24 protein-coding genes and 6 pseudogenes are annotated in these 25912 nt (G+C 57.5%); 13 read left to right on the top strand and 17 right to left on the bottom strand.

Annotated features, from left to right (window positions below):
* Positions 1–914 precede the first annotated feature (914 nt).
* Positions 915–2070: pseudogene (locus tag FHX16_RS23430) on the top strand (DUF3422 domain-containing protein).
* Positions 2071–2256: 186 nt separating this feature from the next.
* Here the strand turns inward: FHX16_RS23430 and FHX16_RS23425 are convergent.
* Genes FHX16_RS23425 through FHX16_RS23415 form a run of 3 tightly spaced genes read right to left on the bottom strand, consistent with a single transcriptional unit; the run spans position 2257 to position 3722 of the window.
* Positions 2257–3303, bottom strand: a complete 1047-nt coding sequence (locus FHX16_RS23425; protein ID WP_183757602.1) for a GlxA family transcriptional regulator — start codon at positions 3301–3303, stop codon at positions 2257–2259.
* Positions 3304–3340: 37 nt separating this feature from the next.
* Positions 3341–3505, bottom strand: coding sequence for a hypothetical protein (locus FHX16_RS23420; RefSeq protein WP_183757603.1), 165 nt, complete (start codon positions 3503–3505; stop codon positions 3341–3343).
* Positions 3489–3722, bottom strand: a complete 234-nt coding sequence (locus FHX16_RS23415) for a hypothetical protein (RefSeq protein WP_259130650.1) — start codon at positions 3720–3722, stop codon at positions 3489–3491. The genes FHX16_RS23420 and FHX16_RS23415 overlap by 17 nt, the downstream gene beginning before the upstream one ends.
* Positions 3723–3978: 256 nt before the next feature.
* Here FHX16_RS23415 and FHX16_RS23410 point away from each other — a divergent pair, with 256 nt between their 5' ends.
* From FHX16_RS23410 to FHX16_RS23400, 3 genes are all read left to right on the top strand, one after another.
* Positions 3979–4680 carry a GntR family transcriptional regulator gene (locus FHX16_RS23410; protein WP_183757605.1) on the top strand — a complete coding sequence of 234 codons (702 nt, stop codon included), beginning with the start codon at positions 3979–3981 and terminating at the stop codon, positions 4678–4680.
* A gap of 147 nt (positions 4681–4827) precedes the next feature.
* Complete coding sequence (locus FHX16_RS23405) at positions 4828–5211, top strand: flavin reductase family protein (RefSeq protein ID WP_246712666.1); 384 nt, start codon at positions 4828–4830, stop codon at positions 5209–5211.
* Between the two features lie 166 nt (positions 5212–5377).
* Entirely contained in the window at positions 5378–5536 is a 159-nt protein-coding gene (locus FHX16_RS23400; protein ID WP_259130634.1) for a hypothetical protein, read from the top strand.
* A 262-nt stretch (positions 5537–5798) separates the two neighbouring features.
* Here the strand turns inward: FHX16_RS23400 and FHX16_RS23395 are convergent, their stop codons facing one another.
* From FHX16_RS23395 to FHX16_RS23365, 9 genes are all read right to left on the bottom strand, one after another.
* Positions 5799–6092, bottom strand: coding sequence for a hypothetical protein (locus FHX16_RS23395; RefSeq protein ID WP_183757609.1), 294 nt, complete (start codon positions 6090–6092; stop codon positions 5799–5801).
* Positions 6093–6460: 368 nt separating this feature from the next.
* Positions 6461–7051 carry a BA14K family protein gene (locus FHX16_RS23390; RefSeq protein WP_183757610.1) on the bottom strand — a complete coding sequence of 197 codons (591 nt, stop codon included), beginning with the start codon at positions 7049–7051 and terminating at the stop codon, positions 6461–6463.
* 66 nt (positions 7052–7117) lie between these two features.
* Positions 7118–7516, bottom strand: coding sequence for a DUF1236 domain-containing protein (locus FHX16_RS23385; protein ID WP_183757612.1), 399 nt, complete (start codon positions 7514–7516; stop codon positions 7118–7120).
* Positions 7517–7961: 445 nt separating this feature from the next.
* Positions 7962–8255 carry a PfkB family carbohydrate kinase gene (locus FHX16_RS23380; RefSeq protein WP_183757614.1) on the bottom strand — a complete coding sequence of 98 codons (294 nt, stop codon included), beginning with the start codon at positions 8253–8255 and terminating at the stop codon, positions 7962–7964.
* Positions 8252–8944 (bottom strand): hypothetical protein, encoded by a 693-nt coding sequence (locus FHX16_RS31480; RefSeq protein WP_310503145.1) that lies wholly within the window; start codon positions 8942–8944, stop codon positions 8252–8254. Before FHX16_RS31480 ends, FHX16_RS23380 begins: the two co-directional genes overlap by 4 nt.
* Positions 8884–9480, bottom strand: a complete 597-nt coding sequence (locus tag FHX16_RS31475) for a hypothetical protein (protein WP_310503144.1) — start codon at positions 9478–9480, stop codon at positions 8884–8886. Before FHX16_RS31475 ends, FHX16_RS31480 begins: the two co-directional genes overlap by 61 nt.
* Before the next feature lie 9 nt (positions 9481–9489).
* The gene (locus FHX16_RS31470; protein ID WP_310503143.1) at positions 9490–9597 is read right to left on the bottom strand and encodes an amidohydrolase family protein; all 108 of its coding nucleotides are present in this window, start codon (positions 9595–9597) and stop codon (positions 9490–9492) included.
* Between the two features lie 83 nt (positions 9598–9680).
* Positions 9681–10205 carry a flavin reductase gene (locus FHX16_RS23370; protein WP_259130631.1) on the bottom strand — a complete coding sequence of 175 codons (525 nt, stop codon included), beginning with the start codon at positions 10203–10205 and terminating at the stop codon, positions 9681–9683.
* Positions 10206–10210: 5 nt separating this feature from the next.
* Positions 10211–10441, bottom strand: coding sequence for a hypothetical protein (locus FHX16_RS23365; protein WP_183757619.1), 231 nt, complete (start codon positions 10439–10441; stop codon positions 10211–10213).
* A gap of 525 nt (positions 10442–10966) precedes the next feature.
* Between FHX16_RS23365 and FHX16_RS23360 the strand changes: the two genes are divergently transcribed.
* From FHX16_RS23360 to FHX16_RS23350, 3 genes are all read left to right on the top strand, one after another.
* Positions 10967–12574 carry a DNA/RNA non-specific endonuclease gene (locus FHX16_RS23360; protein ID WP_405049315.1) on the top strand — a complete coding sequence of 536 codons (1608 nt, stop codon included), beginning with the start codon at positions 10967–10969 and terminating at the stop codon, positions 12572–12574.
* Between the two features lie 532 nt (positions 12575–13106).
* Positions 13107–13952 (top strand): class I SAM-dependent methyltransferase, encoded by an 846-nt coding sequence (locus FHX16_RS23355; RefSeq protein ID WP_259130628.1) that lies wholly within the window; start codon positions 13107–13109, stop codon positions 13950–13952.
* A gap of 616 nt (positions 13953–14568) precedes the next feature.
* On the top strand, positions 14569–14892 hold the full coding sequence (locus FHX16_RS23350; protein WP_259130626.1) for a DUF1476 domain-containing protein: 324 nt from the start codon (positions 14569–14571) through the stop codon (positions 14890–14892).
* A gap of 92 nt (positions 14893–14984) precedes the next feature.
* On the opposite strand, the gene FHX16_RS23345 is transcribed toward FHX16_RS23350, so the two are convergent.
* Complete coding sequence (locus FHX16_RS23345) at positions 14985–15467, bottom strand: BA14K family protein (protein WP_259130647.1); 483 nt, start codon at positions 15465–15467, stop codon at positions 14985–14987.
* 303 nt (positions 15468–15770) lie between these two features.
* Between FHX16_RS23345 and FHX16_RS23340 the strand changes: the two genes are divergently transcribed.
* Complete coding sequence (locus FHX16_RS23340) at positions 15771–16415, top strand: DUF47 domain-containing protein (RefSeq protein ID WP_028758002.1); 645 nt, start codon at positions 15771–15773, stop codon at positions 16413–16415.
* Positions 16415–17419, top strand: coding sequence for an inorganic phosphate transporter (locus tag FHX16_RS23335; RefSeq protein ID WP_183757622.1), 1005 nt, complete (start codon positions 16415–16417; stop codon positions 17417–17419). Before FHX16_RS23340 ends, FHX16_RS23335 begins: the two co-directional genes overlap by 1 nt.
* A gap of 67 nt (positions 17420–17486) precedes the next feature.
* On the opposite strand, the gene FHX16_RS23330 is transcribed toward FHX16_RS23335, so the two are convergent.
* Both FHX16_RS23330 and FHX16_RS23325 read right to left on the bottom strand, forming a co-directional pair.
* A complete protein-coding gene (locus FHX16_RS23330) occupies positions 17487–19136 on the bottom strand; it encodes a glycoside hydrolase family 3 protein (RefSeq protein WP_259130623.1) in 1650 nt (549 codons plus the stop codon).
* 269 nt (positions 19137–19405) lie between these two features.
* Positions 19406–20296, bottom strand: a pseudogene (locus FHX16_RS23325) (dihydrodipicolinate synthase family protein).
* A gap of 502 nt (positions 20297–20798) precedes the next feature.
* Between FHX16_RS23325 and FHX16_RS23320 the strand changes: the two are divergent.
* From FHX16_RS23320 to FHX16_RS23310, 3 genes and pseudogenes are all read left to right on the top strand, one after another.
* Complete coding sequence (locus FHX16_RS23320; protein WP_183757626.1) at positions 20799–21362, top strand: sugar O-acetyltransferase; 564 nt, start codon at positions 20799–20801, stop codon at positions 21360–21362.
* A 263-nt stretch (positions 21363–21625) separates the two neighbouring features.
* Positions 21626–21904 (top strand): annotated as a pseudogene (locus FHX16_RS23315) (IS110 family transposase); the annotation flags it as partial.
* Positions 21905–22061: 157 nt separating this feature from the next.
* Positions 22062–22862 carry a hypothetical protein gene (locus FHX16_RS23310; RefSeq protein ID WP_246712661.1) on the top strand — a complete coding sequence of 267 codons (801 nt, stop codon included), beginning with the start codon at positions 22062–22064 and terminating at the stop codon, positions 22860–22862.
* A gap of 199 nt (positions 22863–23061) precedes the next feature.
* Here FHX16_RS23310 and FHX16_RS31640 read toward each other — a convergent pair.
* Positions 23062–23186, bottom strand: a pseudogene (locus FHX16_RS31640) (LysR family transcriptional regulator); the annotation flags it as partial.
* Between the two features lie 17 nt (positions 23187–23203).
* On the opposite strand from FHX16_RS31640, the pseudogene FHX16_RS23305 reads away from it, so the two are divergent.
* Positions 23204–24266, top strand: a pseudogene (locus FHX16_RS23305) (Mu transposase domain-containing protein); the annotation flags it as partial.
* 968 nt (positions 24267–25234) lie between these two features.
* Here the strand turns inward: FHX16_RS23305 and FHX16_RS23295 are convergent.
* Positions 25235–25363 (bottom strand): annotated as a pseudogene (locus FHX16_RS23295) (transposase); the annotation flags it as partial.
* Positions 25364–25912: the final 549 nt, after the last annotated feature.

The raw sequence follows: 25912 nt of genomic DNA, 5'->3' as shown, positions 1-25912 counted from the left end.
TTCAGGACCTGCGATGAGTGCGGCAATCGAGATCGCCGGCTCTCGGTCCGCGTAGTCGTTAATATAGCCTTCTAGCAATAGCACCGGACCGAGCAATCTTTTCGGAATTATCAAGATCTGGATGGCAGACATTGCCGTGTCAATGGAAGCGACAGTCGAAGCAAAAGCCGAAATCGCGCCCTATGTTCGTGATCATTGAAGCTTTCAGGATCCAACATGAAGCCCTCCTTTAGGTGCCGCTGAGGAGGAGGAAACATCGAAGAGCCATCAAGTCCAGTCTGATGACCGCACATGCAGTGACCGTTCTCCGCTCCATCTGTGGGACACGCCTCGACGACAAAATCGGCGAACCTCAAGCCGAACCGACGATCATGCGATGTCTCCGTCATAAAGGCTGCGTGACCAACCGGCTTCTGACAGGCAATATCCACCCTTCAGCACCTTGCAGGAGCTCGAAGCCTGGGGGCAACCTCCATCAGAAATCCTAATGGAGGATACCGTATTGGATGATCCCCTTCCCGATCTGATCGCATCTCTTCGTCTCGCCCGAGACCTGGCTGAAAACGAGATCGGGAGTGAGGTTCTTTGTTTTTTTGATCACGCAATCAATGAAGTGAGGTGGAGGTTGCGCGAAGGACCTCTGCCGCGGTTCAAAAGCAGGCCAGCGGCGCGATCGCGTATCAGGATTTTTCGTCGTCGCATGGCAGACGCAGTAAGGTCAATTCATCCCCGCTGCACGACAACACTTTCCAACAGCCCTGGTTTTCCGTAGCCTACCTTTTTCTTTCACGCGAAAGCCACCATCGATGTCGGGGAGCCGAACGAGAGTGATTTCAAAGTCCCAGAAGGAGTTGGGCCTTGGTTCATCCAGCAAGGAAGATACCGACGAATCCTTAAGAAGCGACCGCGCACCCATCGACTTCAATGCAGAACTTCACGCGCGGCCTTCTCTATACTTTGCTGGCCCAGCGATCGTCGAGCATGTTGCCTTCATGCCTGCAGATGGGATAATCAAAGACTTTCACGACAGCGTCCAGGCAGATCTCTGTCCGGCTCGAGCATCACACCGAATTCGTCACGGTGACGCGTGCGGAAGCTTGCTGCCGAGGCGAAGACCTGGCCCGAATCTGATCTTGCAGAGACAGATTTCGCGGCCCTCGCCGGGCTAGCGTCTCCTCGCCTCGTTTGCCATGTCAGTATTCTCGTCATGCCGGAGGCTCCGGCCGATCTCGGGCCTATTCTTCGGACCTTTGACTTCGGAGACACCGCCGCCTCTTTGATCGGCGGCGGCTCTGCCCAGATTTGCTCCGATTTTAGAATTCGACCGGCTCATTTGAGCAGGATCCCTCTTTTCAACAAGGATCTCAATGCGCACCGGCTAGGGCGGATGTTACGGCGGATCTTTGAGATCGAGACCTACCGTGCCATGGCGCTACTCGGCCCTCCTGAAGCGCGGCGGCTCGCTCCCGTACTTGGTGGCTACGATACCAAGCTTGTGGAGCTCACGAAGCGCAACCTGATGACTCCGGCGGCCGACCACAAGCGGGTCCTTGAGGACATCACGATACTGTCCTCGCACATTATTTCGGCCACGGCAGAGACTCGCAACCGGTTCGGAGCAACCGGAGCATACGCCAAGATTGTAGAGGAACGGATCGCGCTGCTCCGGGAGACACATGTCCCGGGCTTTCAGTGCTTCGGCACGTTCGTCGAAAGGCGGCTCAAAAGCCTGCGGTCAGAACATGCGAGGCAACTGCCCTTCGGCTGGAACAGCTCTCACGCGCCACGATGCACCTGCTCGACCTGCTGCAGACACGCATCCAGGTCGAGATCGAGTATCAAAACGCCACTCAAATCCAGGCCATGGCGGATCACGCTGCCACGCAGGTCAAAATCCAGCGCACTGTGGAAGGGTTCTCGATCATAGCGATCAGCTACTATCTGAAGTTCGTGTTCGAGACCGCTGACCACGCAGGCTATCATTTCAGTCCGTTCATCATGCTGGTTTCGATCCCGATCGTCATGGCTGCCGTCGCCGTTACGATACTTCGCGTCAAGCATGCCCTGTAGGCAGAGGCGTAGGGCCGCGGCTACAATCGGAAACCTCGCAGCGATAAGGACGGCAATGGGGTTCGTCAATTGACAGACGAACCCCACAACCTATGTCTCGGCTTTCTCATCCTCGGACCAATTCAAACTAAAATTGTCTGGTAAAACTTGGTTGCGACACACCAGCAAGAGCCTGGCGCTACCCGATCACGTGCGGTTGATTTCAGCTGTCGTCCGTCGAAGCGCAGCAGCACCTATATTTTCTGCGCGAACAGTCTCCAGCCTGAGGTTTTTTCGAACTGTCGCGGGGGGATTTCCAAAGCATTCCCGGAACTTCCGAATGAAATGCGAAGAATTCTCAAATCCCGACATGACCGCTATCTCAGCCAATGGCAGGGTTGTTGTCTTCACCAGTCGCATCGCCGCGTCTAGCCGAACCCTTAGATAAGCCGAAGCGGGCGAGACTCCGAGTTTGGTTCTGAACGACCTTTCTAGTTGCCTGCGCGACAGCCCCGTCTGACTGGCGATATCCTCGATTTCCAGGAGGTCCTCCAGATGTTGCTCCATGATCAGCAACGCCATCTCGACGCGCTTGTCATCGGCTCTTTGGCCGAGCGGGTTGCGGGTTTGCATTTCTCTTGCGTCCCGGCGTCTGGCGATCTGGAGGATTTCCAGCGCATTCCGCTCGGCGAATTCCCCGACATGGCGGTTCAACAAAAATGCCGCGAGGTCTGCAGCGCTGCTGCCGCCTGCACAAGTAATGATATTGTCATCCTCCACGAAAAGTTCGTGCGATGTTACGGGAGTATCGGGGAATAATTCGCGAAACTCGTTATGATGCAGCCAGCTGACACAGGCCGTCCTTCCTTTCAGCAAGCCAGCATCGGCCAAGATAAAGCTGCCGGTGCAGAGCCCGATTACAGGAACTCCATCTTCGACAGCCCCACGTAAGTACCGAATGGTATCAACGTCCAACGCTTCCGCGTCGGTAAGTCGGCCCCCCACGACCACGATGTAGGTGAATTCCGTTGCGGGCCTCAACAGCGCCGTCGGCACCACCTGCACGCCAGAACTGGACGTTGCGAACCGCCGGTCGGAACTCATTACCAGCCAATCGCACGCCACCCGCCCGGACTTGTCCTTTTCGTCGCTCCCCAGTCGGAGAGTGTCGACAAACAACGAAAACGCGCTCAGCGTAAAGTTCCTTGCCAACAGAAATCCAATTTTCAATTTAGCCGATTTGCTGCCGTCCATACCACTCGACCGTCCTCATCTTGCGAGAGGCCAAATCTTATACCAGCAGGTGCAGTGTCACCATATATCCTGCGTTATTGGGCAGCAGGTTCATTGGCATTTGCTCATCAAGCGGTCCTGAAAGCCAGCTGCAGATCTTCAGTTGCATGCTCTTGCCTTCGGCCGCGCGGCGACTATCGGCGGGATTAGCAGCGGCGACCACGCAACAACCATTTCCCGCCCGCTCGCCGGATGCGGTTGCGGCACAATGTGGCCTCTCGGGGTCCGGCGAGCACAGCTGTGAAATCAGGCAGGTTTCGGCGTGAGAGCCGGTCCAGGCCAAGCGAAGCACGGATCCTTTGGATGGTCGTAGCATCGGCGTTGTCACCTGCTATGACGACGGTTGGATCGTCTGGGCTCAATCGCAAGAGCAGAAACACCACGATCGAGGCCACAGCTATCACCGGATGAAACCATCAAGCCTCTTCAGGATAAAGCTTGCGCACCCAGCCATGAATACATTTATTGTATACGCCTTAGCTAGGTTCATGCATACGAGCAGCCGGGGTCGCGTAATGCGAGCGAGGCAGGCAAAAGCGAGCGCCAGGAATGATGTTTGTGGATCAGGTACGCACTGGACAGAGGCCCATTTCGTATGCAATCCATCGCCTCAACCGATTTAAATGGAGACTTTCAATGACCAAGAAGGCAGGCTCGGCAGGCGGCCGCGCGCACGCGGTTCATCGTGCCCTGAAGCGAGCCATCCTTGATCAGGCGCTGACGCCGGGATCGAAACTGCCCGAGGACTCCATCGGGGAACGACTGGGCGTCAGCCGCACGCTGGTCCGCGAGGCGCTGGTGAGACTGAGCAGTGAAGGTCTGGTGGAACTCCGCCCCAACAAAGGCGCCGTTGTTGCTCGACCAACGCTTGAGGAGGGAAGAAATCTGTTCCTGACGCGCATGGCGCTCGAACGTCTGGTCGTCGAAACACTGTCGGGAAAACTGGCCGAGCCCCAGATCGCAAGATTGTCCGATCACATCGCGACAGAAGAAGCCACCACCAAGGATCATGCCGCATCCATTCGACTTGCGGGAGAGTTCCATACGCTGCTCGCGCAGATGACTGAGAACGAGAGCCTCATTCGCTATATCAACGAACTTGTTGCCAGAAGCTCGCTCATCCTTACGCTTTACGGCCGACCGCACTCGTCGGAATGCGCGGTCTCAGAGCATCGCGAATTGCTGGAGACACTGATGGCGGGCAAGACTGGGCGCGCCATTGAACTGATGGCGCACCATCTGGAGTCGATTACAACCCGTGCACTTCTGCCGAGCGAAGACCGGGTGAATATCCAGGATGTCCTGTTGACCTATGCAATGGCGGAAGGTCTGGGCTAACCTGCACATCGCGAGATGACAGGAGCCGGGCGACGTTTCCGATTGTGAACAAGATCCACGTCCAGCCGGTCGAAGTTCATAAGGCCTACCGTCTAGTTAACCATGGGCCAACCGTTCTCGTGTCCGCCCGGCATGACGGCGTCGACAATGTCATGGCGGTCATGGTGCTGGGGTCTCGACATTGATCCGCCCAAGCTGATGGTCGTGGCAGACAGCATTGCCAGGATACGCTCGCTGATGGAAGCAAGCGGGCGCTTCGTCGTCCAGGTGCCAACCGTGGCGCAACTTGACCTGACCCAACAGGTCGGAACGCGAAGCCTTCACCGGGATTCTCAGAAACTCCTGGCATCCGGCGTGTCACTCTTTGACATTCCAGAGCAGGACCTTCCGTTTGTTGAAGGCTGCTCGGCGTGGCTTGCTTGCCGGGTAATCGGGGAGCCCCACATCCAGTCCCCCTACGATCTCTTCATTGCGGAGGTGACCGCAGCTGGGCCGACGAACGGGTATTCAGGGACGGGCATGGCACTTTGAAACCGCCGGGCCCGAGTGGCGCAGCCTGCACCATGTCGCAAGTGGCCATTACTACGCGATCGGCGAGGCGCTGACGGCGCGGTGAAGGTATTCGGTATCGATTTAACCAGCAAGCCAAAGTCGCCGGAAGCCGATCACCCGCGCCATCTGCGAGCTTAAAGGCGATGTGTCGACATTCATCGCGCTCGAGACCTTTGCCACCTTCGCATCCTTCGAGGATTTCCTTTCAACCGGAGGCCCGTGGATCGCCGGCCTCGATTTTCCTTTCGGCCAGGCGCAACGATTTGTCGAGACGATCGGATGGGCAGCCCGCCATGATCTGTGAAGTACCGGTTTCCCGCATGACCTGGGCTGAGGCCTGCGACTTTGTGGAGCTGATGAATTCCCTTGACGGATCGACAGGATGGCAGCTCGCTACGCGAAGCCATTGGCCGGGGAGTGACACCCGTCAAGGCGGAGCGTCAAAGGCAAGCTGACGGTCGCGGGGACAGCCATTCGGCAGGATTGGTGGGAGAAGCCAACGGCAATCATCGGCAGCCCGTTCGCAACCGCATCCAGCGTCGTCCCGATCTCCCAACCTCGGCTTACTAGTGAAGCGTCGGCGACATCGAACGCCGGGACATGACCTGTCGCATCACGCTGATGAGCCTTGCGGCAGATCGGATGATCTCAAGAGCGACATCGTGGTCGCCATGCGCAATATCGTTGACCATTGCTTTGACAGACGCAGCGACGTCTTCGAGGATGGCACTCAGATCGCTTTCCTCGCCCGGGAGCTGTTGCCCGAATGCTGATAGCGTCTCGGCAAAGCCGAGCAGAATCGAGCTGGTCTGCTCTGCGGTAAGGGTTGGGGATTGGCTGAGGGACAGATGCTTTGACATATCGGTTCACTTGCGTGTGTTCATAGATGTCGCGACCGGATTGTATTTCAAGTTGCGCTGCACTTCGTTCAGCATTCCCTCGCCCTAATTATGGGCTGAACCTTGCGGTCCCGTACAGCGTTATCAGCAACCACAGCTTCGGCGTCTTCACTCACTCCTGGCGACTTCAAACGCCTCGCCCGCCAAACGCTTCGCAGTATCATCAGCAACACGCCGGCCGTCATCGTCGACATCAACCCGAGATAACCAACGAATATCCACCACAGCATGTCGTTATCCTTCCTCTGTGCCTGACCCGACGTTTAGCCCTTGGGCCTCGGGCCAACCCTGGTAAACACCCCCTTTCCCGCCATAACCGTCGTTGGTGTCTATCTGGTCGAGGCCATTTCCTGGTGATCAGGCGGAACGCAGGTCCGGCGCCGGCCGCTGTATGGCTGGTAACTATTGTCAGATGCCCGGTAAGACTGATAACGGGCCGCGCACCACGCCTCGGCAGCGTATACTGCCACACCAGATCCCGCCTGAGCGGTTTCGCTCTTGGTGGCCTCCAATGCTGCGTATGGCGACATGCATGTCTTCGTCTGCCCGCTGTAGGCCCGATAGCTGTTGGAGGCAGGGTCGTATGATCGATAGCGTGATCCACACCAACTGACGTGTTCGGCGGACAACGTCGGCTTCACTGACTCGAGTTCCTTAGTCGTGGCTTCCGGCTTGTTGACGGCGATCCTGACCTTTGCCGCGTCGGTGACGTAGCTTGAATATGATGCCGGGATGCGCTCGTACCCTTGCTTGGCCACGTCGACCCGGACCGGACTGCTCGTCCAGAGATCAGGCGAGGGCGAAGTATCGAACTCATGAGCCTGCGAACCTGCCATGATTGCCGAGGCCACCGAGCTCGCGGCGATACAGGCGCCGATAGAACTTGCGATACCAAACGCCAGCGATGCGACGGTCTTCATCCTGCGACTTCCTGCTTGATTATCCGACGTGTCTGGACGCGGCGGTGGCCGCGTCCATGGAACGGATCAGTTGATGACTTGGATAACCTTGCGGGAAGACGGCTCGACGATGACGCGCTCGTCGTTCACGACCGCATACGCGTATTTCGGATTTTCCGGAACCGGCGTCACGACGACGGTTTTTGGAAGGGGCTGACCGACCACCACCTTTTCCTTGACAACGATGCGCGTCGTCGGCGCCGGAGCTTCACGGACATAGGTGACGACCTTCTGCGGCGGCGGATCGATCGCTGCGCCAACGACGGCACCGGCGACACCGCCGACGGCTGCACCGACAGGACCACCGACGATCGCACCTGTCACGGCACCACCTGCAGCTCCATTCACCGTGGACGACTGGGCGAAAGCGACGCCAGACATGAGGGCCGCCGAGACGGCTGCGCTGACGATAACCTTATGAAACATCTTTTAGCTCCTTCTCCTTGATGCGGCCCTGACGACCGCGGCGAGAGAACGGATGATCCAGGAACCTGTTCCGCTGCTAGGACCTTGGTCCGAGGGCGCCCGGACTTAAGTCCGTGCGTCGGAACAGCCGGGGCGCATTACCGTTTGTCAGAAGGCCCCGGCCACTGCCGGCCACATAAGGCACGACCGGACTGAAGTGATCGCGCTCCTCAGAGAGGATTAATGTGATCGATAGCGGACCTAGGAGGAATTGCACATGAACAACCTGATCTGGCTTGTAGGCGCCATCGTGATTATCCTTGCGGTTCTAAGCTTCTTCGGCTTCCGATAAGGCAGACGATAGAACTGGCGTAGGACCGACTTTTCTTGATCAGTCTCGCCCTTCGACGTGTTCGGAGCGGCTTTGCGAGACCTACCGCTGCCACGCGAAATCCCAATCGAACCATCAGCCGGCTGAAGGCGGACGTGGACCGAACATTCCAATTCGTCCCACCTCAAGGACCTCCCGCCTTGCGGGGATGGATGATTGCGCTCCAGCCTTCAGGCACGCCATGCTCGCCGCGGTTACCGCGCCGTTGACGGCCGCCTGAAGCGGATCGCCGAGATCCAAAGCTGCGGCGAGGTATCCGCAAAAGGTGTCGCCCGCACCGACGGTATCAACCGGCTGGATTGTCGGCGCACCAAGCTCGAAATAGTCCGAAGGCGAAGCAACCGAAACGCCCTCCGAGCCCTTTGTCACGACGAACGTCTGTTGGTGTCTGAGGCTCCATTCTGCGGCGTCGAAGCGCCGCCGGCCAGCCGAGACCATTCATGCTGATTGGCGATGACAATATCCGCTAGCCGCGAAAGATCCTCAGAGCTGCGATGAAAGGGAGATACATTCAAAATCGTCGTAACGCCACTCGAGCGAGCCATCTCAAGTGCTCCCCGCGTCGTGGCGTTGGAGATTTCCTGCTGGAGAACCAGATAGCCCCCCTCGCCCGGCAAACGGCCGCCGATGATCCAACCGCGATCATGCCCCTGGGCGGGTACATGCCGAAAAGCTTGACATGGTTTGTCGACGTCAACGCAACGAAGCGCTGAAGGGAGATCCGCCCCTTGCTGACGCCCTCCGAAAACAGGATCGGCATGCGCGCCGCTACCCCGGGAATGCCGTTCGGACCCAGCAAAGGATGTGCGTGCCCGTGAGCCGGATTTTCCAAGCGTATTCTCATGCGGAACGGGCAGTGATCCGAAGAAAAGGTCTGGAACGTGTCGTTGGCGATGCCACGCCAGATCGCCTCTTGCGAGGCGGTCGCGCGGCGGAGGCGAACAGACATATTTCGCGCCGGAATGGTCCATGTTGAGACCAGCCAGATGTTCCGCCGTCAGGACAATGTATTGCGGACAGGTCTCCGCATAGACCTTGATGCCCTCATCCTCGCCCATTCGATCTGCTCCATCGCTTCCTCGCCAGAAACATGGACGGTCATCACGGGAACTCCGATCAGTTCGGCATGGGCGATCGCGCGATGTGTCGCTTCCCTTTCCACCAGTTGCGGCCTGGATTCGGTGTGATAATAAGGCGCTGTCTTGCCGGCCTGCTCAAGCTTGTCGGTCAGGAACTTGATCTGGTCGTATCCTGCGTGGATCATGACCATTGCCCCGTACTCGCGCGCGATGCTCAGGACCTCGAGGATCTCGCGACCCCTAAGCACAAGATCGTCATAGGTCATGAAGATCTTCACGGAGGTATAGCCACCGGCTATCAGCGCCGGCAGTTCCTGGCCAAGAACGGTCGGTGTCGCATCGGTGATGATCAGGTGGAATCCGTAGTCGACGAGCGAATTTCCATCAGCCTTGCCGTGATAGTCGGCGACGGCTTCGCGCAACGACTGACCGCGGCGCTGAAGGACATAGGTTACGATGCACGTATTGCCTCCGGCCGCAGCACTTCGACTGCTGGTTTCGAATCCGTCGGCCATGACAATTCCCTAGCCCTGATATTGGTCGAGATGGACATGGCTGTCGATTCCACCCGGCAGGACCAGTCGTCCTTTCGCGTCTATCTCCGACGCACCTTTCGACAGGTTTTGGGCCACCGGCAATCCCAATGTCGCAGGAAAAGTCTGCTGCAGTCGCAATCCGGCCGCCGCGAATGACGAGATCAAACCCGGAAACCATGTCAGCCCCTCCCCACTGGATGATACGTTCGATCGAAATAGATCAGGCTGCTGACCGTCGGATGTTCCTGGATCGCCAGAACCTCGCAGATCATGAGACTGTGCGTGTTCACCTCCAGGACCGTGACGATCCCGCAATCGAAAGCGACGCAGGCATCTGCCAGGACCGGCGAACCGGTCGCCAGCGTCGACCATTCTGCACGTCTGAACCGCTCATTCATCGCGATCTTGTCGGCACCTGAAAATACCTGCGACAGGGCCTGCTGCTTCGCCGACAAGACATTGACGCAAAAAACGCTATTTTTCTTCAGAGGCGCATTCTGCAGGCTGCTTCTGTTCATGCAGACGAGCAACGAGGGGGGCGTATCGCTCACGCTGCACACGGCCGTTGCCGTGAAACCAAGTCGGCCAGAAGCACCGTTGGATGTAATGATGTTCACGCCGCTGCCGAGACGCGACATGCCATCGCGAAAAGCACCCGTCGAAACAATCGGCTCTTCGCTTGGCACGGTTTCAATCTCCACCATGGCGCTCAGTTTCCGGGTTGCCTGATGTCATAGCGCGCAGCGAACGCTTGCGCGACATTGATGTCAGTGAGTGCGGGGACGATGCTCTCAGGATGGGGAAACCCATAGTAGTAGGCGTCGGCAGCCCTCTCGTCCGCCCTCGCCGCGTCCAGCACCATTTGAGTGGCCGGTGATGGCGGTTCGAGGAAAATGCGGGTCAGGTCGCATCCCCCGCGTCCGTACTTGACGCAGGCCACTTCCTAGTACCCTCGGCGTTATAACTGTCTTTGCTGCCGGGACGACGGGATCGTATTCTTAATATCAAGCTGGGCCACGTTTTTGGAAATCCGCGCTCGTATTGCTTGGAACGTTCGTCACTTACGCTCGGCGCTTGGCCTCACGCAGGAGAACCTTGCCGCGACGCTGACGTCGATAGGACAGTTGTGAGTGATCTTGGGCGAGGAAAGCATAATGCCTCTATTGACCTGCTGGATCGTCTTGCGTCGGCACTCGCGTAGATGTCACCGCCCTTCTTGCCGCACCGGACCCGTCTCATCCAAGGCCAGCGCCTTTGAGACCCGGTCGAAAGGCAGCTAAATGATGCGTAGAAGATGAGCCAAAAGAGCGGACTAGTTCGAAGGGATGCGGATTTCACCACAACTGTCGGCTTGCCACGAACACCATACAGTTTAAAGTAGTGCGAGATGATGGCCCGATCCGGGCACCATTGCTGCAGGCATGAGTTGCATTTCGAAATGTTCCCCAAGCATATCGAGGAAGCAATGTCTGACCTAACAGATCTCGCAGGTGTCCGTCGCGACCTGGTCACAACGACCGACCGGAAACTCGCGAAAGCAATGGCAGAAATGAAAGGCGCTCCACGCCACGTCGCGGCTAGCCGGGATACTGTGCAACCTGCCGAGTCGCTGGAGAGGCTTGCCATCCGACAGGATCTCCTGGAGCCGCGACAGTCAGATCCCACCGGCTTCGAGCGTGTCATTGGAGAGAGCGATCTGACATCAATCAACTACCTGGAACGCGGAAGGCGGGCTGCTGCAGCCGTATGCCGGTTCCGCATGCCCTCTCCGGGTGGCGAGTGGTATGGGACGGGCTTCCTTATCGGGCCGCGTCTTCTCATGACGAATGCGCACGTTCTCGGCAACAGAAACGAGGCTGGCCAGGCTGAAGCTGAGTTTGCATACGAGCACGACATCGACGGTGTCCTTGGATCGCCCATCCAGTTCAACCTGATGCCGCAGGAGATATTCTTCTCCGATCCGCAGGCCGACGTCACGTTCGTCTCGGTTGCTCCAGTATCGGACAAAGGAATTCCGCTTGAGCGCTTTGGATGGCTGAGCCTCCTGCCCTTGTCAGGAAAGGCGGTCGATGGCGAATGGGTCACGATCATCCAGCATCCAGGGGGCGGCCCGAAGCAGATCAGCATTCGTGCAAACCAGATCGTCAACCTCGATCTGAAGGATCTTCACCTCGAATCGTTCATTCACTACCTGACCGACACCGAACCAGGTTCATCGGGCTCGCCGGTGTTGAATGATCAATGGCAGGTCGTTGCCCTTCATCACAAAGCCGTCGCTGCACCCTATGATCCGGCCAAGCCCAATGAGCCTGTCAAGTGGCTGGGAAACGAAGGTGTCAGGGTGAGCGCGATCTTCAAGCTCCTCGAGGAGCACCGGCTGGAAAACGATGACGCCTTGCGCACTCTTGATCGCCTAGAAGGGGCCCTCGGGTTTACACCCATGGTGCCGGAGATAGCGATCGCTGCGAACAGTGTTCTTGAAGCCGACGGGAAGCCCTACAAGCCAACACGCTGGTCGAAGCAAAACACGGTCTACGGCTACGATCCCAATTTTCTTTCCGAAGCGTTGCCACTCGATGAGATTATTGAGCCGATGAAAGACCAGGCCGCCCCTCTTCTTGGCGGCAACGGCCATGAACTCGCCTACAACAAGTTTTCGGTGGTCATGCACAAGGATCGCAAGTTTGCGATAATCACCGCCGTCAACATCAATGGATCTAAGCTCAGATATCCCTGCGATCGTCCCGGGAGCTTTCGACGCGACGCTCGAATTGCTGCGGAGTATCAACCAGACGGCGAGTTTTACGAAAAAGCCAAGGGAACCGACAAGATCCAGTTCAGCCGCGGACATCTCGTAAGGCGTTTCGATGCAGCGTGGGGCGCAAGCGATGAAGAGGCACGGGAAGGAGACGAGGATTCGTTTCACTACACCAACGCCGCTCCGCAGTTCCAAACCTACAACAACGTCGATTGGGGCAATCTCGAAGACTACGTTCTCAACCAGACGCAGTTGACCGAGCGCAAGGTGACTGTCTTACAGGGTCCGATCTATCGCCCCGACGACCCTCCTTAGTGAAAGGATCGAAAGGGTGGCCCTTGGAAGATACCTCTCTCGTTTTGGAAGATTGCGGTCGTTCAGAAAACGCCGAGCACGGTTTCCGCGGCGGCCTTCATTGTCGGCCAAACGCAGTACGTGGCCGCGCTATACGAAGCCAAAGTCTTCAAGGCACTGGCTCCGTATCGCTTCGAGGAGCTCCGGACCCGCAAGATTCAGACGACGATTGCGACAGTTGAGCAGGAGACTGGTTTGAACTTCGATCGTATCCGGCAGTTTGATTCCCACAACAGCCTGGAGTCAACGCGCCGAACTCGCTGGATAACCTCGGTGAACGACATTCTCATCTAGCGCTACTGCCGGGAACTCGGGTGCGTTGTTGGCATGCTGCGCTTGCGGCAGGCAATGTGCTGGGTATCACCGGAGTATAGGATCAACGTTCTCCCGCAAGATGCGCCGCACTGTGGCATGCCTGTTGGATTGCATCGTGAGCCAGACGGCTCATAGTGAGCAGTATGGAAGATGGAAAGTCTATCACGGAGTGACAGCCATGCCTGGAACCGTCGATGAGATCCGCCAACAGCAACGAGACACATGGGATCGTTTTTCCACCGGCTGGAAGAAGTGGGACGAGTTGGTTCTTGGCTGGCTTGCCCCGTTCGCCGACGCGATGCTCAGGGTCTCCCACCTCAGGGAAGACGCGCATGTCCTTGACGTTGCCGCCGGAACTGGCGAGCCCGGGCTCACCGCGGCAACAATGGTGCCGCATGGAAATGTAACCGTGACCGATCTCTCGGAGCGCATGCTGGCAGTAGCATCCGAGAACGCCTCTCGCCGTGGCCTGACAAATTTCAACACCAGAGTTTGCGATGCCGGCGCCTTGCCGTTTCAAGATGCGTCCTTCGACAGCGTACTCTGTCGCTTCGGCTTCATGTTCTTTCCCGAAATCTCGGTCGCCGCTCGAGAATTTGCACGTGTGGCAAAGCCGGGAGCACGGATATGCGCGGCCGTCTGGAGCGGCCCTGACAAAAACCCCTGGGCAACGACGATCATGTCGACGATCTCGCGTCACATCGAGATGCCCGCCCCGCCCCCCGGCTCGCCCGGACTTTTTCGTTGCGCGCCCGAAGGATTGATGCGTACCGCCTTCGAAGACGCTGGCCTGACAGATCTGCACGAGGAGGAAGTTTCATCTACCATGAGCCACGCGTCTCCCGAGAAATATTGGGACTTCATGACCGACATCGCGGCACCTGTCGTGGCGGGGCTCGCTAGGGCCGATACCGCGACGCAAGCCCAAATCCGCGGCGAGGTTCTGGCCCTGGCGCGAGGCTTCATTCAAGATGGCCAGGTGCAACTTCGTTCAACCGCCACAGTCATCGTTGGGACACGCTAGGTTAAGCTCGATCGAACCTACGAAGGCGATAAATTTGGCCGTTTCGCACCGGAGTTGACTTGATTTGACTGTCTCTTTTTAAAGCCTGCTCACTTCCTCGACGGCGTCCCAGAGGGCGATCGGTTTTTGCAGCACGCCGATCCTCTGCAGTCGACACGCGATCTCGATTTTCGGACCACCTCCACCCAAATGTAGATCCCGCACGACAGCCTACGACGTCTCGTCAGCAGGGAGGCGAAGTGCGTCCTCCTCTGTTGGGCAGGGCCCAAGAACGCTGGCTCCCGCTCCCCGCGAGGCAGATTCGCCAATGCGTCACCATGTTCGGGCCTTGCGGCCCACGAATTTACCCCCGCGCAGCCAGTCCCTTGCCAACCCTTGGCAGTGAAACTACAGGCAAGAACTTGATTTGGGTGCTATGCTTCCGCCATTGCGGAGAAGAGCGCGGCAACTGATTAGCAATTAGACGTTCATGCCAACAGCACGTCGTTCTTAGACAAGGCAATGGCCTGGTCTCCCTTGCTCAATTGGGCTGGCGCGAGCGGAGACCACGAACGTCTAGCACTTCGACACAGTATCTTTCGATTTCGGTGGAATTAAACGCAACGGAGGAGCTTCAATGTCTAATCTGCGCATCGACACCATGAGAATGGCCAGACGAAACAAGCTGGTCGGCATGTGGGCTGCCAATAAGCTGAACCTGGTAGAGAGCGATACGAAGACCTACTCGGACGACCTTGCAAAGGCGGCCTTCGACGTCAATCAAAATGATATTCTTGCCAAGATTCGTAGCGATTTCGACGCAGCGGGCATAGTCCAGTCCGATGAAGAAATTCTGGCGATGATGAACCAATGTTGGCTCAATGCCGGAAACCAATCCGCACAGTCGTCCGACACCAGTGATGGCGCACTGGTGCAAATCGCACGAAACCTTATGAGGTGACGAGCTTCGTTCGAAGAAACAATGACAGTTTCGGTCCGCCCCACCCCTCACAGCAGAGGTGTTCGGCTGCGAAAAGTCCTACAGGGAACCCCTCAATAAGGTCCTACACATTGACGACGGGGTCCATAGTAGGGCTGGAAGGTGTTGTCGAACGCCCTGTAAGTGCGATAGCGCGCGTAACACCAACTGACATGGCTGCCCCCTTGATAGGCGACCGAAGGCTCATACTGGCGGTACGGCCGGTAATAGCCGTAAGGACGGGAATAATAGCCGTAGGAAGAGCCGTAGAACGTGTCATCGTACGGGCCGTAGTACGGCTGTGCCAAAGCGCCGCCAATGATCGTACCGACAGCCAGGCCGCCCAGGGCCCAGCCCCATTCAGATCCGTGGTGATGGTGGTATCCACGGTAATGGCCGCCATACCAGTGGCCGCCTCCTCCATGCCGCCATTGTACGGGTTCTGTCCGCTGCTGCATCTCGACCACGGGCGGGTTGATGGCCGGAAACGCCTGGGCTGGCGTAATTCCGGAAACATTTGTGACCAGGCCCAACGCTACGACGGCTAGCTTTTTCATGACGGCCTCATCCCCAGCGAAGAGGAGGGGCATATTTCCCTCCTGCCGAACCAAAGGTGAACGCAATTTGTCGAAAATCGTTCCCTGCGACGGCGTCGACACCGGAACATGCTTTTCATCCGCCCGCACAGAAATGCCGGACCCAGTGCGCGCCCAGTGAAGAGGACCCGCTGTCCTGTGGCCGGCGTTTGCGTGCTGCTACGAATAAGTTGACCTTGCCATCGGTTTCCCATTGCCCTGAGCACCCCTCCGCATTTATTACCGATTTATGACAGTTACACCCACCCCTGGAAGTGGCCCCTGATGATGAACATTTTTCGCAAGCTGATGCCGCGGGAGGACAGATTCTTCGACATGTACTCGAAGCATTCGAAAGTCGTCCTCGATGCAGCGGAAGCTTTAAACGACCTTCTCAATGGCAAGGACCTTGATAAAAATTGCCAAAGGATTGTGGGGCTGGAGAACGAGGCCGACGACATTACACGCGAGGTACTCCTTGCGGTCAGGCGCAGCTTCATTACACCCTTCGACCGTGGCGACATAAAGGACCTTATCCAGTCGATGGACGATGCCATCGACATGATGCACAAGACTGTCAAAACCATACGATTGTTCGAGCAATCGAGCTTCGATCCGCTGATGCAGCAGATGGGTGGGGAGATCGTCAAGGCAGCAAGGCTCATTGCGGAAGCCGTTACCCTTCTCGATAAGCTTGGCCCAAATGCCCAGCGACTCTCGACAATTGCGGAAGAGGTCACGCGCGTCGAAGGGAGGTCCGATGAACTCCATGACGAGGGCCTGAAAGACCTGTTCAGACGTCACGGGGCTAGGGGCGACGCCATGGCCTACATGATCGGCAGTGAAATCTACGGCGAACTCGAAAAGGTCGTCGACCGGTTCGAAGATGTCGCCAATGAGATCAGCGGCATTGTCATCGAGAACGTCTGATGGATGTTTCGATAGCTTTGCCACTGCTCGTTGGCTTGATCATCATTGCGCTGATCTTCGATTTCCTCAACGGATTGCACGATGCGGCCAATTCCATTGCGACAATCGTGTCTACGCGTGTCCTCCGTCCGCAATACGCGGTCGTCTGGGCAGCATTCTTCAATTTTATTGCCTTTGCGTTCTTCGGCCTGCATGTGGCTCAGACAGTCGGAACGGGGATCATTGATCCAGCCATCGTCTCTCCACAGGTGATCTTCGCCGCCTTGATGGGGGCGATCATCTGGAACGTCGTCACCTGGATTTTCGGCATTCCTTCCAGTTCGTCGCATGCACTCGTTGGCGGTCTCGTCGGCGCAGGCTGGGCGAAGGTGGGTTTCGCTTCGATCGTCTGGAGCGGCTTCCTGAAAACAGTCGGAGCGATTTTCTTCTCTCCGGCCATCGGCTTTTTCCTTGCATTGCTGCTGGTGCTTCTCGTGTCCTGGCTGTTCGTGCGGCAGACGCCTTTCGCTGTCGATCGCACGTTCCGCGTGATGCAGTTCGTGTCCGCCTCTCTTTATTCACTCGGGCACGGCGGCAATGATGCGCAGAAGACCATGGGTATCATCGCCGTATTGTTGTTCAGCCAGGGTCATCTCGGTTCGGAATTCTACGTGCCGTTCTGGGTGGTCATCTCTTGCCAGACCGCGATGGCACTCGGCACCCTCTTCGGTGGCTGGCGCATCGTCCACACCATGGGGTCGAAAATCACGCGCCTCAACCCAATGCAGGGGTTCTGCGCCGAAACTGGTGGAGCATTGACCCTCTTCGGTGCCACTTGGCTCGGCATTCCGGTATCGACGACCCATACCATTACCGGCGCAATTGTCGGGGTCGGTGCAGCCCGCCGCCTTTCAGCGGTGCGGTGGGGCCTTGCCAGCAATATCCTGATTGCGTGGATCATCACGATGCCTGCCGCTGCAGCAATTTCCGCGCTCTTCTACTGGCTGGCAAGCCTTTTCGGTTAGGACCACGCCCACGTGCTTGAAGCTTAGCCAGAGGCGGCCGGCCGCTGGCACGCTTCAAGACAACGCTTCAAAACCCAGCATCTCCCAATCCGCAGAAGGGATCGACCGGGCTGTTGCGGTTCCACGGCACATTGCCGAGCAATGCGTCCACCACTGCCCGCTGCATGGTTTCGGTCGTCGAATAGGCGTTGATGTAGGTCGGCACCCGCGGCGCATCATAGAGAAGATATGGATAGCCAAAGGAGATCATCACCGTCGGGACGTCATGCCAGCCACGCCACATGGCATTGCCGAAATTGCCGGTAAGCTTGAGCCAGTCGAGAAAAATGCGCCCGCGTGTCAGAAGTGTTTCATCGCCGAGGAGGTACAGCAGGAGGTCGAAATCCTTCGTATCGACCGCCATTTGCGGCGTATGTATCGTCACCTCGAAACCATGGTCTTTCAAAAAATCCGGCAGCACAAATTGCTGTGGCCCGGGCCAGAACGGAACGACGATGTCGCCGCTGAAGACGAGGACACGTCGGTGCTTTTTCGGGTCGAGCGGAAGGGTGCTGTCGACATCCTTGACGAGCGTGGGGATCCGCCGCGACACGGCATCTGCATAGGCCTTGTTCCTTTCCGTCTCTACTGTTGTCAGCTGCTGCGGTCGGTGCAGGCCAAGCGCCGCCTTCAGACCCAGCTGGCGTATCAGCGCCTCATCGACCCTCTCTTCCCTCAGACGGCCATCGGAAAGCGCTGCCTTGAGGTAGGAGAGATCCGCATCACAATTGTCGGAAAAGAGAATGACGTCGCAGCCGGAGGAGATAAGCTCCGGCAGATGCTCTGAACGCTTCGACCATGAGCCGAGTCCCGCCATCGGGGTGGCATCGGAGACGATCAGACCATTGAAGCCAAGACGTTTGCGCAACAGTTCGACGTTCAGCAGACGGCTGATCGATGCCGGACGGAAGGCCTCGATCCCGGCCTCCGGTGTGATCAACCTCACGAAACTTGGAAGTGCGATATGGCCCGCCATCACCGACAACGCACCGGCTTCGATCGCCCGCCGGTAGAGCCGGCCAAAAGTGTTCTCCCACTCTTCCATCCCAAGCGGGTTGATCGTGGTCAGCAGATGCTGATCGCGATCGTCGAACCCCTCCCCAGGCCAGTGCTTGACGGCCGAGGCAATGCCATTTTTCTGGAAGACCTCCATCTGCGTGATTGCATGCCGCTCGATCACAGCGACATCAGAACCAAAGCCGCGCGTCGCAACGATGGGGCTGCGGAAAACTGCATTGATGTCGAGGACCGGTGTGAACGACCAGTTGATCCCGGCCGCACGCGCCTCTTGGGCCATGATACGGCTCACCTCGGCGGTCGCCTCCACATCGTCGAGTGCCGCAAGCCCGAGCGGGTTCGGCATCTCTGCCGCCCCTGAAAGCGCGAGCCGACTGCCTTCGAGATCGGCGGAAACAAGGAGCGGCGTCGGCAGGTCGATGTTCAAGGAAGCGATCAGGGCGCGCTCGCTCGCCGCGTCCGCACCGCCGAACCGCGTGATACTACCCGGTCGGAAGGCTTTCAGACGCTCAACCTCGTTGGGATCGCTCCCGAAGAGAACAAGATTGAAAAGTTGAGGCAACCTGTCCTCGCCAGACAAGGAGGCGAAACGCGCCTTGACCCATGCGATGCCGTCACCATCGAGGTTGAATGGAGGATTAGCAAGATGATCGAATATCATAGCCCTTACCTCCGGCCGATCTGCCACGACCGTAGAGTAGTTCACCGAAGCCGCCACGTGAAGCTCGCTATCCACTCGGACCCTAACCGTCTTCCGATGGACCTCTCTCGACCGGACGTTATGCCAGACGAGTCGACGGCCCGATGCTCGCCAGTAGGTGAGTGCCCCCTGAGATGAAGCCACCGCCAAACCCGTTGGAGGGGATGCTTCCCCGAACCCCATCATTTGCATCGTTGCGCGGTGACACTTCTTCGCGGATCGCCGATCTCTTAGAGTGCCGCTCTCTTGTCGGGCCGACCAAGCGTGCGAGCAGATAATCGATCTCAGCCTTTGCCATGGCCGAGAGGATCTGGGGAGCTTGCGTTGCGCATCCGTAGCGGTCATGCCCCGGCGCTTGAGCACATGTTTGCGCACTGCCAACCCAATGCCGAGTTGCTGCTCATACCGGATCAATGGCAAATGTGCATCGAACAGGTCGTGCGCCTCCTCCCGCTTTCCGGCGGCAAACAGCCCCACGAGCTCGGTGAGCATGTCGGGAAAACCGTAGCCGGACATTGCTCCGTCGGCGCCGCGCTCTGGTTCGAAATCAAGAAACATGCCGCCGTTACGGCAGCGAATGGAGAAGTGTCGCAATTCTCCCGACTTCTGCAAGGCGCGGAGCGTCGAGATCTTTTTCGAGGCCCGGCCAGTCCTCATGCTTCAACCTCAGGCGTGAGTGGTGAATGGAGACGATTTTCGCGATCGCCCCGGGCGTCATGACCATCGTCAACGTCAATGGATAGTCATGTAGCACCCATGGGACATCCTCGCCGACGGCCTCGACTGCCCCGGCAAAGTAGTTGACGATCTGGTCGTCTGTTAGCAATGCCGGCGGCGGTGCAATCATGCTCCAGCGGCGCCCATGTCCATCGAGTCGCGGGTAAGAGAGCACATGCTGACAAACCCTGGCGACGAGACGCCGACGATGACGGGAATTTTGGAGCGGGAGACAACCCGCTTTACGATCGCGCGGCTTTCTTCAGGCTCCATTTTGGACGCCTCGCCCATGATTCCGAGGATCGTGATGCCGGTGCAGCCGCTATTCTGATAGAAATAAATGAGTTTGTCTATCGAGTTGAAGTCGATCGAACGGTCCTCAAAAAAAGGGGTGTCGTTGCAATCGCATATACGCCGCTGGTTTCGGTACCGAATTGTCATTTCTTGCTGTCCTTTCACGCTTGATCGCGCTCCTCGGTTTCCGCACTCATCGGATAGAGGCCTACAATGGCACGCCACAAATTTATTCTCGCCAGCATCCATACTTTCATTCGCTCCTGGTCCGTAGCGCTGAGAGCACTCATCAAAGCAGAGTTGCGGGGATCCAAACCGCTCCATCTTCATCCACCACGACCAAGTCGTCCATGGGGTACCCTTTGAGCGTTTGCGAATGTGTTTGAGGTGCCTCGAATTCAGATGAAACCGCCCTGCCGCAAATCGCGTTTAAGGCTCAGGCGCGCATCACACGCGCCATCCTTGTGGTGAAGGGCCGGTTCATCTCGCGCAGGAAGAAGCGAGCCTATGCTTCCGTTGCGCAAGCGGGCCCGAACGGCACGATTTCGACAGTTGCGATGTCGCTTGCATTTTGCCCATCATCGATCCTGTGACAAATTGAGGGAGCGTCCCGTGAGCAACAGCGAACGACAGAAGATGGCTGCTGGAGAGTGGTATTGCTGCCTCGATCCGGAACTCGATGCGTTGCGCGTGTTCGCGCGCAAGGCGGTGCATCAGCACAACACACTTGACCCCGAAAGTCGGGGCAATATTGCACCAGCGCTGAAAGCGCTATTCGAGAAAGCGCCCGAAGATGCCTTCATTGAGGCACCATTCCACTGTGCCTACGGCATGAATATTTCACTAGGCCATCGTGTCTATCTCAATGCCGGCTGTACCATCCTCGACACTGCTAGCGTTCGAATTGGTGATGGCTCCATGCTTGGGCCTGGTGTCCACATCTATTGCGCCGACCATCACCGGGATCCAGTCCTCAGGCGCAGTGGTTTGGAAATCGGCCGGTCCGTAGCAATCGGCGCTGACGTTTGGATCGGCGGCGGCGCAATCATCCTCGGGGGCGTGACCATCGGCGATGGCGCGATCATCGGCGCCGGCTCTCTCGTCACTCGTAACGTGGCGCAAGGCGCAACGGTCGTAGGAAACCCTGCGCGAGAGATGTGCCGGGACGAGCCGTGAGATTCCTTGATCGCTTAGACAAGAACTTGGTGCCTGACTTGGAACGGGTCGCTCCTTCATCAATCAAGCCGGCTCATATGATTACCGGACCAATGAATTTGACATCGCGGTCCACCAGAGACACCCTGAAGGAACAGCGATTCGACTTGCACAGTTTCCTCTCGCGATTCAACGTACCGCGCGTTTCTCCTTATTACGTCGAGAGCTATCAGGAGGAGGTAGCATGAAAGAGGCGGCGCCCGTTGAGAGAACGGATCACTGAGATGCAGATGATTATCGAGGGACAGTCACACTTCCAGCCTTTCGGCTTACTTTATTGGGGTTTCACAGATCTCAACAAGGGAGTTGGAAGCATGACTGCCTTTTATGACCACCGGCGGCGATTATCACAGATCCTACGGCCATCTCCGGCGCAGGACAGAAGCGGCAAAACGCTGCGCTCCGGTCGGGTGAAGAACGATCGACAGTCTCATGCGGTTGTCGAGGCAACACACAGCTGGATGGTCATGTACAACTGGCTCGACGACATTTGTGATGATGTGCACGCCACATTGATTTGGAACCGGGTCCGCGAACTCCCATACGGGCCAGCGACGGATGAACGGTCGCGCGAAAGGCCAGACCGATGTCAGCACCCGACTTCGCGCCTAATGCCGCCGAAAACCATTCTTGCACCACCGGGGCGTCCACAGATGGAGAATGGTTCAGAGCCGAAGGGCAGCAAAGCAATCTGTCCAGCGAAAGCAAGAGATTGGGTCGATCGGCGCCAATGCCCGTCAGAACGAAACGGAACTCAAGGAAAAGCCGGCAGATGGCGGTGTTTTTCCCCTTGTGTTCTTTCATTGGAGAAAGACCATGATACCCTCGAGTCTCTTCTATGATCTTGTTGACTCACAGATCGCGTTTAAAATCGTACAAAGGAATTTCAACAGTCCCAACTATATCTTCAGCGTGCCGCGTGCCAGCGACGGCCAACTCCGCTTGTCGATACTCGGAAGTCAGCCCTTGATCGGGTCGGCAGATGCCATTCTTGCTCGATTGAACGCGCTGCTATGCGAGCATCCCGCACCTCAGGTCCAGCATTCCTTTAAACAGTCCATCGCCACTGGCACCGTAGTGCAGTACTCCCTCTTTCCCGAGGCGGAAAAGGGCAAGCAGCACGGATGGCCGGAACAGATTTCTGTCGAGTGCCGTATTGTTCCTTCCGACCAGCCAAGTGCCGATAGAGAAACGGTACTTGTGAATGTCAATGTGGAGACAAGACACAGCCTGCACCTCATGGAGCGGCTGGGGCGGGATAACTTCCAGGAAATCGGCCGTCTGTCCCCTCTCGCCCTCCCCAAGGATGTTCATGAGAAATTGGCTGCCAACGGATACTATGAGCAGAGCTTCATATCCTTGTATGGCGAAGAGGCTTTCGACGAGGCCAAGACAAGAGTGAAAGGCGCATGCGACCGCTGGGGTTCCGACACCGGTGACTTCCGGCAAGCACCGCACTGACAGACGGCGCATTGCGCAAACGGACGAATGATCGACCGGTTCCAACTGGCGTCTTTGCCATTTACGAAACCAGCCACCATTTTCGTCGACTGCCGGAATTCGTGTACGGTCGTCGCGATCCTGGGCCGGTTGTCGCGCTGTATGGGCTTGCGACCATGGTCGCTTCAGGTACGCAGTCCGGTGATCATTTAGATTGCGATCACCGCTTCGCCCGCGCCATCGACCGTGCGATATCGACGATGTCGTCGCGCGTGGCGGTCGGGTCCTCCGGCTCCAGGCGACGCCAATTCCGATCCTGAAGTCGATCCCCTTCAAGGCCTTCAAGCCCACCTACCGCACCCCGCCATGTTGATGGCGTGGCGATGGAAGGCGACTATGCTGGCCACACGATCCCGATCATCGATCCGTCGACTGGCGAGATCCGCGCGGCTGTGCTTAGCGCCTTGCAACTGACCTTCGCCTATGCCAGCGTCAATCAGAAGCTGCCGGATTGGATTGAGGCCAACCAGCGAGCCGTCAGCTTCTTCGGTGGCGTACCAAGACCTCGATCGACGACAACCTCAAGTCAGCGGTGGCCAGGGCTCTTTTGTTCGAGCCGACATTGAATGCGACATTTGCCGCTTTCGCCGAGCACTACGACACAACCGTTGTTCCGGCAGGCCGGCGAGATTAGTCCGTTGAAGGGACAGTTTTGATTTTGGAGAGGTGGGTCTTGGCCAGGCTTCGCAACGAGCGCTTCTTTCGCCGTGTCGATCTTACTATCCGTATCAGCGCCTTGATCGAAGATCTCAATACCCTAGCGATGCGGCTATATGGATAGTCTCGACGCGCGCTGTTCGATGAGGTCGAGCGCACCCAGCTGGAGAGGTGCCTTCAACGCCGTTCGAACACGCGGAATGGAAGACGGCGAAGGTCCATATCGAGGTCGACAAGACCTTCTATTCCGTGCCGCATGCGCTGATCGGAAGACGGGTCGATGTCATGCTGACGTATCGAGTGCTCGAGATCTTCTTCGATCACAAACGTGTCGCAAGTCACATCCGGAGCTCGCAGCGCGCAGGCCGCGTCACCGTCAATGAACACATGCCCAAGGCGCACCAACATTATGCAAACACAACACCCCACTCGTTGCCCAGTGAAGCAGCAAAGGTCGGACCAATACGGCGACGTTTATCGAGCGTCTACTCAGCGATCGCCCCACCCGGAACCGGGGTATCGATCTGCTCAAGGCGTCCTCTCCCTGGCGCGTCGTCAGCAATCGGATCGACGTGAGCTGGCTTGCGAACGGGCGCTGGTAATTAACGCCCTGAGCTATCCGGTCTCGATCAGGCCCCGGCCATGAGCGAGGCCGTGAAGCCGGCGCCGCAGCACGGCAATATCCGCGGCAAAACCTACTATCAATAAAGAGGACATCAGATGCTGACACATCCGACACTGGAGCAAATGAATGCGCTCGGTCTGACCGGCATAACAACGGCCTGTCGGGAGCTCCTCGATCAAGCTCGTGGAAACGACCTGAGCTTCGACGAACGACTGCGGCGTCCTGTCGCGCTACGGCGAGCGCACATGTTTAAGCCTCTTCTAATTTGTACGCTAGATGACGGGAACCAATCGGCAAGCTAGATTGTTTTTGGCGCAGAAGAGGGCCTACGCACACCCCTCTTTCCTTTCCTCGTCACCACCTGCCCCGCTCGCATAAGCGGGGCTTTTTTCCAACCGAGTGTGTGGCGTGTCGGACCAATTGAGAAAATGACCCCTGGAGGTGCGGACGGTAGGAACTGACCCTGCAGCTTGTAGTCGCAAGTCGCACAGCCAGCGCGCGCCAATAAGCATCGAGTCAGCATTAGAATATCAAACATCAGGTCTCAACCTGTGGAGAAGCCGAACGGCGCGGTAATCTGTCGGGAAAACAATTTCGGATTGGCCATAGCTCTGTAAAGGCTCCATCAAGCCAGCTCGTGCCCAAAGTCCACCCGTGCTACCTTCGTTGAAACGGAGGAGACCAGCTTGGAAGACGCTGAAATCGAACGACGTGCGAGGCAGCTATGGACCAAGGAGAACCCCGGACGGCCCTGGCATCCTGTAGCCCAGCGTATTGAGCTGGGGCAGGACCTATCGATTGGCGCAACCGAGGAGGACAGAAAGCGCTACATTCAGCGGGTTCGAGACGGCGAGTAGCTGAGCGGCACGCAGCAGGCGCATTCACTTCGCGCCGGCTGCATATTGCTTGTACGTTCGCGTTTAAAGAGAGCGGAGATGGCAAAAACGTTTCTTATATACGGTCTTTGTTTTGCTGCTCGCAGCAGCCAGTCTTAGGTGGATCTACAACCATTGGTGAGAGCCCTGCGCGGCGACAATCACGGTGAGATGCCAACCGAGCGTGACGTCGGTAAATTTTCTGGATCTTCAATCGTTGCGACGCAGGAGACGGCCGTGACGGCGCCAATGCCTGGAATTGTCATCAGCAGCTGCTTAGCCTGGCACTCCCGCGCCGCTGCGATTACGATGCGCGATGTTCTGCCACTGGACTTCCAGGAAAAGTTTCAAGGGATCCTCAGCATCGGCCGTCGGCAATCCTTGGCCTGTCCAGTGGCCGGATGAGAAGTCGTTGCCACCGCGAAAGACGGGCCTCTCCACCATTTCAAGATTGTTTCCGCCCCGTCGGGGCACCATCCCCCTGTGTGCGCTGACGTACCGAAAGGCGCCGAAAAGGTTATAAACCTGCGCCGGGCTTGGGGTGAACTCAAATTGAAGTGTTGCGTTTATTGCGCGAGATCACTCTTGAACGGAGAGCGTCAATGAAGCTTGTGCGATTGACATTGAATGGGCAAGCATCGATGCCTGTCTTCATAAACCCCGACCAGGTGGTGTCATTGGTTGCGCTACCTCATCGAACACAGATCGTCACAACGGCAACTAGCGCCCACGGAGCAGCTATAGTTTATGACGTAGCCGAGCTGTCCGCGGAAGTTGTTCGTCTCCTAACGAACAGTCCAGAGATCGCAGCGCCGGGGCAAGCTTGAAGAAATCTTCGCCGGGCCAGTGGTCCT

Origin of the sequence: Rhizobium sp. BK661 (assembly GCF_024808825.1) — a bacterium.
In the GTDB taxonomy this organism is placed as follows: domain Bacteria; phylum Pseudomonadota; class Alphaproteobacteria; order Rhizobiales; family Rhizobiaceae; genus Rhizobium.
The sequence above is the reverse complement of the archived record's forward strand: the minus strand, read 5'-3'. Positions and strand labels throughout refer to the sequence as shown.